The following is a 9,457-nucleotide window of genomic DNA, read 5'->3' as shown; positions in this document are numbered from 1 at the left end:
CCCACTCGACAACCCGGCCCCACCCCCACCCCATTTACATGTCCATGAAGTGCCCTTGACTCGATCATGGAGTGCCATGAGCCTGACAACTTGTTCGCCGCTGTGGCGGACCACCGCGAGGGGGGTTCATGAGACACAGAGCTAGATCGGTCCTCGCTGTCGGCGCGCTCCTGATCGGCGGAGCGAGCCTCGCACCCATCGCCCAGGCGCAGGGCGGGAGTTCTCCGAAGTCCGGCCCCGACGAGGTCAAGGTCTTCCACGCCGACGTCACCCGCACGCAGATTCCCCTGCTGCTCGCGGCCGGACAGGACGGCCAGGAGCTCGGCGACCAGGTCAGGGCGGGCGGCAGGACCGAGGTCGAGGTCTACCTCACCGACCAGCAGGCCGCGAAGCTCCGCAAGCAGGGCGTCGACCTCGTCGAGCACACCGTCCCGGCGAAGGCGCAGGCGCGGATCGAGAAGGCCTCGCAGGGCGTGTTCCGTCCCTACGGCGGAAGCGGCGGGCTCAAGGAGGAGATCCTCCGCACCGCCCAGGCCAATCCCGGGCTCACCAAGGTCGAATCCATCGGCAAGACCGTCGACGGCCAGGACATCCTCGCGCTCAAGCTGACCAAGAACGCGAAGAGGTCGCAGGACGGCTCGAAGCCCTCCGTGCTGTACCTGTCCAACCAGCACGCGCGCGAGTGGATCACACCGGAGATGACCCGGCGCCTGATGCACTACTACCTGGACCGCTACGGCAGCGACCGGCGGATCCGGAAGATCGTCGACTCGACCGAGCTGTGGTTCGTCCTCTCCGCCAATCCCGACGGCTACGACTACACGTTCAAGAGCCCCCAGGCCCGCCTGTGGCGCAAGAACCTGCGCGACGTCAACGGCGACGGGGTCATCGGCGCGGGTGACGGCGTCGATCTCAATCGCAACTTCCCCTACAAGTGGGGTTACGACGACGAGGGCTCGTCACCCGACCCCACCAGTGAGACCTACCGCGGCGCGAGCCCCGAGTCCGAGCCCGAGACCAAGGCGCTGGACGGTTTCGAGAAGCGCGTCGGGTTCCGATACGCCGTCAACTACCACTCCGCCGCCGAGCTGCTGCTGTACGGCGTCGGCTGGCAGGTGGCCACCCCCACCCCGGACGACGTCGTCTACAAGGCGCTCGCCGGCACCCCCGACAACCCGGCCATCCCCGGCTACCGTTCCCAGGTCTCCTCCGAGTTGTACACCACCAACGGCGAGGCGGACGGGCACGCGTCCAACGTCAACGGCGTCGCGATGTTCACGCCGGAGATGTCGACCTGCCAGACCGCGTCCAACGTCGATCCGAACGACGCCTGGAAGCCCGAGGACTGCCAGTCGGTCTTCAACTTCCCCGACGACGAGAAGCTGATCCAGCAGGAGTTCGCGAAGAACATCCCCTTCGCCCTCTCCGTCGCCGAGACCGCCGTACACCCCGACCAGCCGGCCTCCTCGGTCGGTCTGAGCGCCGCCGACTTCACGCCGGCCGCGTTCACCACGTCGTACTCCCGGGGCGCGGACCAGGAGGTCTCCGTCGTCGCCCGCAAGGCGATCCGCGACAAGGAACTGAAGTACCGCGTCAACGGCGGCCGCGTCCTCGACCAGACGCTCCGGCACTGGAAGGGCGGCGGGACCTACGGCGGCGAGGACGACCTGTACTTCGACGAGTACCGGGCCAAGGTGCGGGACGGCGCGCCGGGCGACAGGGTCGAGGTGTGGTTCACCGGTGAGACGAAGAGCGGCCGTAGGGTCGCCAGTTCGCACTTCACCTACTCCGTCGCCGACACGCCCAGGGCCGACACGCTCGTCGTCGCCGAGGAGGGCGCGGCGGCCGCGCGGGCGCAGACGTACGTGGACGCGCTCAAGGCGGCCGGGCACCGGGCGCTCGTCTGGGACGTGGCCAGGCAGGGTGTCCCGGACGCGCTCGGCGTGCTGAAGCACTTCAGGACCGTCGTGCACTACTCCGGCACCAACGGCCCCGGCAACCCCACCCAGCTCCAGCTGCGCGCCTACCTCAACGAGGGCGGCCGGCTGATCGAGGCCGGTCAGCGGGCCGGCGGCAGCGTCGACCTCGGCGACGGCACCCTCTCGGACGACTTCAGCCAGTACTACCTGGGCGCCTACAGCCGTACGTCGACCAAGGGGGCCACCGGCCTCACCGGCTCCGGCGCCCTCGACGGGTACACCGGCGCCCTCGGCGACGCGCCCGGCAACCCGCTGGACGCGGCCGGCACCTACAGCGTGACCTCCGAGGAGCTTCCCGTCGCCACGTATCCCCAGTTCAAGAGCGCGGGCGCGGGCCGGTTCACCGGGACCACCGATCCGTACGGGCCCTACAGCGGCTCGTACATGGCCGCCGCTGTGCACACCGACGACGCCTACAAGCGGCTCACCCGCACCATCGACCTCACCGGTGTGGACGCCGTCGACAAGCCGGCCCTGAGCGCCCGGCTGTTGTGGGACACCGAGCCCGGTTACGACCACGCGGTGGTCGAGGCCCACACGGTGGGCGCCGACGACTGGACCACCCTGCCGGAGGCCGGGGGTGCCACGACGACGGCCGTACCGGCGGACTGCGGGCAGGGATTCCTGATCGGCGAGCACCCGTGGCTGACGCACTATCTGACGCTCGCCGGCACCGCCTGCACCGCGACCGGCACGACCGGCTCCTGGAACAGCCTCACCGGCAGCTCCGGCGGCTGGCGGCAGGTGAGCTTCGACCTGAGCGCCTACGCGGGCAAGTCCGTCGAGGTCTCGATCAGCTACGTCACCGACCCGGGCACCGGCGGGCACGGCGTCCTCGCCGACGACGTCTCGCTCGTGACCGGCGCAAGCGCGAAGGAGACCGAGGGCTTCGAGGCGTCCCTGGGCGCCTGGCACGTGGCCGGGCCGCCCCCGGGCAGCCCTGCCGTCCGGAAGGACTGGACGCGCACCGGCACCCTGTTCCGCACGTACGGAGCGGTCAGCACGGACGACACCGTGCTGCTCGGTTTCGGCCTGGAGCAGGTGCCGTCGGCGGCCGACCGGGTGGCGCTGCTGAGGAAGGCGTTCGCCGCACTCGGAGGGTGAGGGCCGCCATATTGACAGATCCCGCTCCCCTTGTTCCAACAGGTGAGCGGGAACCCTCTCAAGGGTGCGCGAAAAGGCTCCTGATCAAGTGAGCCGACCCGCTCACGAACGAGTGAAGACGGAGTAAAAACCACCCGACATTGCGTAACAAATACGGGTGAATCCATCGTCGATCCGAGCCGGTCCGTACCCCTACTGGTGGGTACGGACCGCCTGCCCGTGTATGGGCCATCTCGATGTCACCCCGGGGCCCGCAGAGGGGTAGGGTCGTTGGTGGTCGGGGACATCCCAAACAGAGCTCGCCGGCACCGCATGGCCGGCGTACCAACGAGGAGATCGGTTCGTGACGATCCGCGTAGGCATCAACGGCTTCGGCCGTATCGGGCGTAACTACTTCCGCGCACTGCTGGAGCAGGGTGCCGACATCGAGGTCGTGGCTGTCAACGACCTGGGTGACACCGCGACCACCGCTCATCTGCTGAAGTACGACACGATCCTGGGCCGCCTCAAGCAGGAGGTCACCCACACCGCCGACACCATCACGGTGGACGGCCACACCATCAAGGTGCTCTCGGAGCGCAACCCGTCCGACATCCCCTGGGGTGAGCTGGGCGTCGACATCGTCATCGAGTCGACCGGCATCTTCACCCAGCGCGACGATGCCGCCAAGCACCTCGCCGGCGGCGCCAAGAAGGTCCTCATCTCGGCTCCGGCCAAGGACGAGGACATCACCATCGTCATGGGCGTCAACCAGGACAAGTACGACCCGGCGCAGCACAACGTCATCTCCAACGCCTCCTGCACCACCAACTGTGTGGCCCCGATGGCGAAGGTCCTCGACGAGAACTTCGGCATCGTCAAGGGTCTGATGACCACGGTGCACGCGTACACGAACGACCAGCGCATCCTTGACTTCCCGCACAAGGACCTGCGCCGCGCCCGTGCCGCCGCCGAGAACATCATCCCGACCACCACGGGCGCCGCCAAGGCCACCGCGCTGGTCCTGCCGCAGCTCAAGGGCAAGCTGGACGGCATCGCCATGCGCGTCCCGGTTCCCACCGGCTCGGCCACCGACCTCGTCGTGCAGCTCCAGCGCGAGGTCACCAAGGACGAGGTCAACGCGGCGTTCAAGAAGGCGGCCGAGGACGGCGACCTCAAGGGCTACCTGGCGTACACCGAGGACCCGATCGTCTCCTCGGACATCGTCGGCGACCCGGCCTCCTGCACCTTCGACTCCTCCCTGACCATGGTCCAGGAGGGCAACTCGGTGAAGATCCTCGGCTGGTACGACAACGAGTGGGGCTACTCCAACCGCCTCGTCGACCTCACGGTCTTCGTCGGCGGCCAGCTCTGATCGACACGGCGGAACCTTTGAAGTGAAAGCAGGGCCCGAGCAGCGCAAGGACGCGCTGTCCGGGCCCTGAATCACGTACAGGACAGCCATGGCTACGATCACGGAGCACCATCAGCCCTCGGGAGCCCATTCATGAAGACGATCGACGAACTCATCCAGGACGGCGTCGAAGGCAAGCGGGTCTTCGTCCGCGCCGACCTGAACGTCCCCCTGGACGGCGCCACCATCACCGACGACGGCCGCATCCGCGCCGTCGCCCCGACCATCGCCAAGCTCGCCGAGGCGGGTGCCAAGGTGATCGTCGCCTCCCACCTGGGCCGTCCCAAGGGCGCCCCGGACCCGCAGTTCTCCCTCGCCCCGGTCGCGGAGCGACTCGGTGAGATCCTGGGCAAGAACGTCTCGTTCGCCACCGACACGATCGGTGACAGCGCGAAGGCCACTGTTGCCGCTCTGGCGAACGGCGAGGTCACGCTGCTGGAGAACCTCCGGTTCAACGCGGGCGAGACGAGCAAGGACGACGCGGAGCGCGGCGCGTTCGCCGACGCCCTCGCCGCCCTCGCCGACGTCTACGTCGGTGACGGCTTCGGTGCGGTGCACCGAAAGCACGCCTCCGTCTACGACCTCCCGGCCCGGCTCCCGCACGCCGCCGGCTACCTCATCGCCACCGAGGTCGGCGTCCTGAAGAAGCTCACCGAGGACGTCAAGCGCCCCTACGTCGTCGCGCTCGGCGGCGCCAAGGTCTCCGACAAGCTCGCCGTCATCGACGAACTGCTCGGCAAGGCCGACCGTCTGCTCATCGGCGGCGGCATGGCGTACACCTTCCTCAAGGCCAAGGGCCACGAGGTCGGGATCTCCCTCCTGCAGGAGGACCAGATCCCGGTCGTCACGGAGTACATGGAGCGCGCCGAGAAGAACGGCGTGGAGCTGGTGCTCCCCGTCGACGTCCTGGTCTCCCCGCAGTTCCCGGACCTGAAGACCAAGGCGCCGGCCCACCCCACGACCGTCGCCGCGGACGCCATCCCCGCCGACCAGGAGGGTCTGGACATCGGTCCGCAGACCCGCAAGCTGTACGCCTCGAAGCTCGCCGACGCCGAGACCGTCTTCTGGAACGGTCCGATGGGCGTCTTCGAGCACCCCGACTTCGCCGAGGGCACCAAGGCGGTTGCCCAGGCCCTCGTAGACTCGGACGGTTTCACCGTCGTCGGCGGCGGTGACTCCGCCGCGGCCGTGCGCACGCTCGGCTTCGACGAGAACGCGTTCGGCCACATCTCGACCGGTGGCGGCGCCTCCCTCGAATACCTCGAGGGCAAGACGCTCCCCGGCCTCGCCGCACTGGAGGACTGACCCCGCATGACCACTCGCACGCCGCTGATGGCGGGCAACTGGAAGATGAACCTCAACCACCTCGAGGCCATCGCGCACGTCCAGAAGCTCGCCTTCGCCCTGGCCGACAAGGACTACGAGGCCGTCGAGGTCGCCGTCCTGCCGCCCTTCACCGACCTGCGCTCCGTACAGACCCTGGTCGACGGCGACAAGCTCAAGATCAAGTACGGCGCCCAGGACGTCTCCGCACACGACTCCGGCGCCTACACCGGCGAGATCTCGGGCCCGATGCTGGCCAAGCTGAAGTGCACGTACGTGGCGATCGGCCACTCCGAGCGGCGCCAGTACCACAACGAGACCGACGAGCTGATCAACGCCAAGGTCAAGGCCGCCTACAAGCACGGCCTCACCCCGATCCTGTGCGTCGGCGAGGAACTGGACGTCCGCGAGGCGGGCAACCACGTCACCCACACCCTCAACCAGCTCGAGGCCGGTCTGAAGGGCCTCGCACCCGAGCAGGCCGAGACGATCGTGATCGCCTACGAGCCCGTGTGGGCCATCGGCACCGGCAAGGTCTGCGGCTCCGAGGACGCCCAGGAGGTCTGCGCCGCCATCCGCGCCAAGATCGCCGAGCTGTACTCGCAGGACGTGGCCGACAAGGTCCGCATCCAGTACGGCGGCTCCGTGAAGGCGGGCAACGTCGCCGAGATCATGGCCCAGGCCGACATCGACGGCGCCCTGGTCGGCGGTGCCTCGCTGGACTCCGACGAGTTCGTCAAGATCGTGCGCTTCCGCGATCAGTGACCGACGCTGTGAGTAGGCGGTAGCGGCGATACGTCGTACCCTTGCGGGGGCGCAGCCGACACGCTGTGCCCCCGTCGTCCATCCGAATCCGAGGAAGTTGGTCCAGCCGTGGTTTTGGGGTTCTCGATCGCCCTGATCGTCTTCAGCCTGCTGCTGATGCTGCTGGTGCTGATGCACAAGGGAAAGGGCGGCGGCCTCTCCGACATGTTCGGTGGCGGCATGCAGTCGTCCGTCGGCGGCTCCTCGGTCGCCGAGCGCAACCTCGACCGGATCACCATCGTGATCGGCGTGCTCTGGTTCGCGTGCATCATCGTTCTCGGCATGCTGATGAAGTCGAACGGCTGACACGCCCGCACCGCACGCACGTCACGCATATTCCGTACGTAACGCCCCATGTTCGGTACGCGCTCCTGAGCGCGGCCTATCATGGGGCTTGCGTCTGAGTGAGGGGCTTGTAACTCCAATCACTGGACGCGCGTTGGGCCTTACGTAGACTGAGGCGCTCGCAGTGAAGCGAAACGCCGACTCGCTTCGCGGCACCATCACGCAGGGAGTTACGACCGTGGCAAGTGGCAACGCGATCCGGGGAAGCCGGGTCGGGGCGGGGCCGATGGGCGAGGCCGAGCGCGGCGAGTCCGCGCCGCGTCTGCGCATCTCCTTCTGGTGCTCGAACGGGCACGAGACGCAGCCCAGCTTCGCCAGCGACGCGCAGGTTCCCGATACCTGGGACTGCCCGCGCTGCGGCTTCCCGGCAGGCCAGGACCGGGACAACCCGCCGGACCCGCCGCGCACCGAGCCCTACAAGACGCATCTCGCCTACGTGCGGGAGCGGCGCAGCGACGCGGACGGCGAGGCGATCCTCGCCGAGGCGCTCGCCAAACTGCGGGGCGAGATCTAGCAATTGTGACCGGCCGGGCGCCCGTGGGTGCCGGGCCGGAGCCGTCTCCGCCCCTTTTGTGCTCTCCGTACGCCGTGCCGACACCGGCGCGTCGTACGGACGTACCTGTTGTTGACCGTGCGGACAGCGTCGTGTCCGCACGTCCCGGGCCTGATCAACTAGGTTGGGACCGGCAGCGGAGCAAGGTACGCAGCAGGACAGGTGCAGGAAAGAAGGCTGAGGTCGCACATGAACGCAGACGACCGGACCAGGCTCAACCAGACGCCCGAATGGACCGCTCTCGCCAAGCACCGCGAAGAGCTGGCGGACACGCATCTGAGGGAGCTGTTCGCCGCCGAACCCGGACGCGGTGCGGGGTACACGCTCCAGGTCGGTGACCTGTACGTCGACTACTCGAAGCACCTGGTCACCGACGAGACGCTGCGGCTGCTGCGCGAGCTGGCCGCCGCCACGGACGTGTTCGGCCTGCGGGACGCCATGTTCCGGGGCGAGAAGATCAACGTCACCGAGGACCGGGCCGTACTGCACACCGCGCTGCGCGCCCCGCGCGACGCGGTGATCGAGGTCGACGGCGAGAACGTCGTCCCCAGGGTGCACGCCGTCCTCGACAAGATGAGCGACTTCGCCGACCGCGTCCGCTCCGGCGCCTGGACCGGCCACACCGGCAAGCGCATCAAGAACGTCATCAACGTCGGCATCGGCGGCTCCGACCTCGGCCCCGCGATGGCCTACGAGGTGCTGCGCAGCTTCACCGACCGCGATCTGACGGTCCGCTTCGTCTCCAACGTGGACGGCGCCGACCTGCACGAGGCCACCCGCGACCTCGACCCGGCCGAGACGCTGTTCATCATCGCCTCCAAGACCTTCACCACGATCGAGACGATCACCAACGCCACCTCCGCCCGCACCTGGCTGCTGGACGCCCTCGGCGCCGAGTCGGCGGTCGCCAAGCACTTCGTGGCGCTGTCCACGAACTCGGAGAAGGTCACGGAGTTCGGCATCGACCCGGACAACATGTTCGAGTTCTGGGACTGGGTCGGCGGTCGGTACTCGTACGACTCCGCGATCGGCCTGTCCCTGATGATCGCCATCGGCCCGGACCGGTTCCGTGAGATGCTCGACGGCTTCCGGCTGGTCGACGACCACTTCCGCACCGCCCCCGCCGAGGCCAACGTCCCGCTGCTGCTCGGCCTGTTGGGCATCTGGTACGACAACTTCCACGATGCCCAGTCGCACGCCGTCCTGCCGTACAGCCACTACCTCTCCCGGTTCACCGCCTACCTCCAGCAGCTGGACATGGAGTCCAACGGCAAGTACGTGGCGCGGGACGGCAAGCAGGTCGACTGGCAGACCGGACCGGTGGTGTGGGGCACGCCGGGCACCAACGGGCAGCATGCCTACTACCAGCTGATCCACCAGGGCACCAAGCTCATCCCGGCGGACTTCATCGGGTTCGCCGAGCCGGTGGCCGAGCTGAGCGGTGAACTCAAGGCGCAGCACGACCTGTTGATGGCCAACTTCTTCGCCCAGACCCAGGCCCTCGCCTTCGGCAAGACCGCCGAGGAGGTCCGCGCGGAGGGTGTGGCCGAGGAACTGGTCGCGCACAAGACCTTCCAGGGCAACCGGCCGACCACGACCATCCTGGCGAAGGAACTCACCCCGTCCGTCCTCGGCCAGCTCGTCGCCCTCTACGAGCACAAGGTGTTCGTCCAGGGCGCTGTGTGGAACATCGACTCCTTCGACCAGTGGGGCGTCGAGCTGGGCAAGGTGCTCGCCAAGCGCGTGGAGCCGGCGCTGACCGAGGGCGCGGACGTGCCCGGCCTGGACGCGTCGACGAAGGCGCTGGTCGCCAAGTACCGGGAACTGCGCGGCCGTAGCTGACCGGCCCGCACGGGAGCCGGGCGCGGCGCGGCCGCCCGGCTCCGGAAGGCCTTTGCGGTGGGCAACGGCCCTACTCCGCAAGGATGTTGACCACCGCGTCCGCGAAGGGCCGGC

Annotated in this window: 7 protein-coding genes; all 7 read left to right on the top strand. The window is 68.4% G+C overall.

The features are described 5' to 3' along the window. Positions 1–128: 128 nt before the first annotated feature. A complete protein-coding gene (locus ADK64_RS04905; RefSeq protein ID WP_078992487.1) occupies positions 129–3,083 on the top strand; it encodes a M14 family metallopeptidase in 2,955 nt (984 codons plus the stop codon). Positions 3,084–3,426: 343 nt separating this feature from the next. Then, on the top strand, positions 3,427–4,437 hold the full coding sequence (gene gap / locus ADK64_RS04900; protein WP_053655160.1) for a type I glyceraldehyde-3-phosphate dehydrogenase: 1,011 nt from the start codon (positions 3,427–3,429) through the stop codon (positions 4,435–4,437). A 132-nt stretch (positions 4,438–4,569) separates the two neighbouring features. Then, positions 4,570–5,781, top strand: a complete 1,212-nt coding sequence (locus ADK64_RS04895) for a phosphoglycerate kinase (protein ID WP_053655158.1) — start codon at positions 4,570–4,572, stop codon at positions 5,779–5,781. A gap of 6 nt (positions 5,782–5,787) precedes the next feature. Further along, positions 5,788–6,564: a triose-phosphate isomerase gene (tpiA, locus tag ADK64_RS04890; protein ID WP_053655156.1), complete on the top strand. Its 777-nt coding sequence runs from the start codon at positions 5,788–5,790 to the stop codon at positions 6,562–6,564. Positions 6,565–6,672: 108 nt separating this feature from the next. Next, entirely contained in the window at positions 6,673–6,909 is a 237-nt protein-coding gene (gene secG / locus ADK64_RS04885) for a preprotein translocase subunit SecG (RefSeq protein WP_078992486.1), read from the top strand. A 217-nt stretch (positions 6,910–7,126) separates the two neighbouring features. Further along, positions 7,127–7,462, top strand: coding sequence for an RNA polymerase-binding protein RbpA (locus ADK64_RS04880; protein WP_003957010.1), 336 nt, complete (start codon positions 7,127–7,129; stop codon positions 7,460–7,462). Between the two features lie 228 nt (positions 7,463–7,690). Beyond that, positions 7,691–9,343 carry a glucose-6-phosphate isomerase gene (gene pgi / locus ADK64_RS04875; RefSeq protein ID WP_053655152.1) on the top strand — a complete coding sequence of 551 codons (1,653 nt, stop codon included), beginning with the start codon at positions 7,691–7,693 and terminating at the stop codon, positions 9,341–9,343. The last annotated feature ends 114 nt before the right edge of the window (positions 9,344–9,457 follow it).

The organism is Streptomyces sp. MMG1121, from assembly GCF_001280015.1.
In the GTDB taxonomy this organism is placed as follows: domain Bacteria; phylum Actinomycetota; class Actinomycetes; order Streptomycetales; family Streptomycetaceae; genus Streptomyces.
This window is presented reverse-complemented; position numbering and strand designations above follow the sequence as displayed.

Excerpts from the sequence above, each read along its gene's own strand:
- ADK64_RS04895 (WP_053655158.1), top strand. The coding sequence starts at position 4,570 with ATGAAGACGATCGACGAACTCATCCAGGACGGCGTCGAAGGCAAGCGG.
- tpiA (WP_053655156.1), top strand. The coding sequence starts at position 5,788 with ATGACCACTCGCACGCCGCTGATGGCGGGCAACTGGAAGATGAACCTC.
- pgi (WP_053655152.1), top strand. The coding sequence starts at position 7,691 with ATGAACGCAGACGACCGGACCAGGCTCAACCAGACGCCCGAATGGACC.
- ADK64_RS04905 (WP_078992487.1), top strand. The coding sequence starts at position 129 with ATGAGACACAGAGCTAGATCGGTCCTCGCTGTCGGCGCGCTCCTGATC.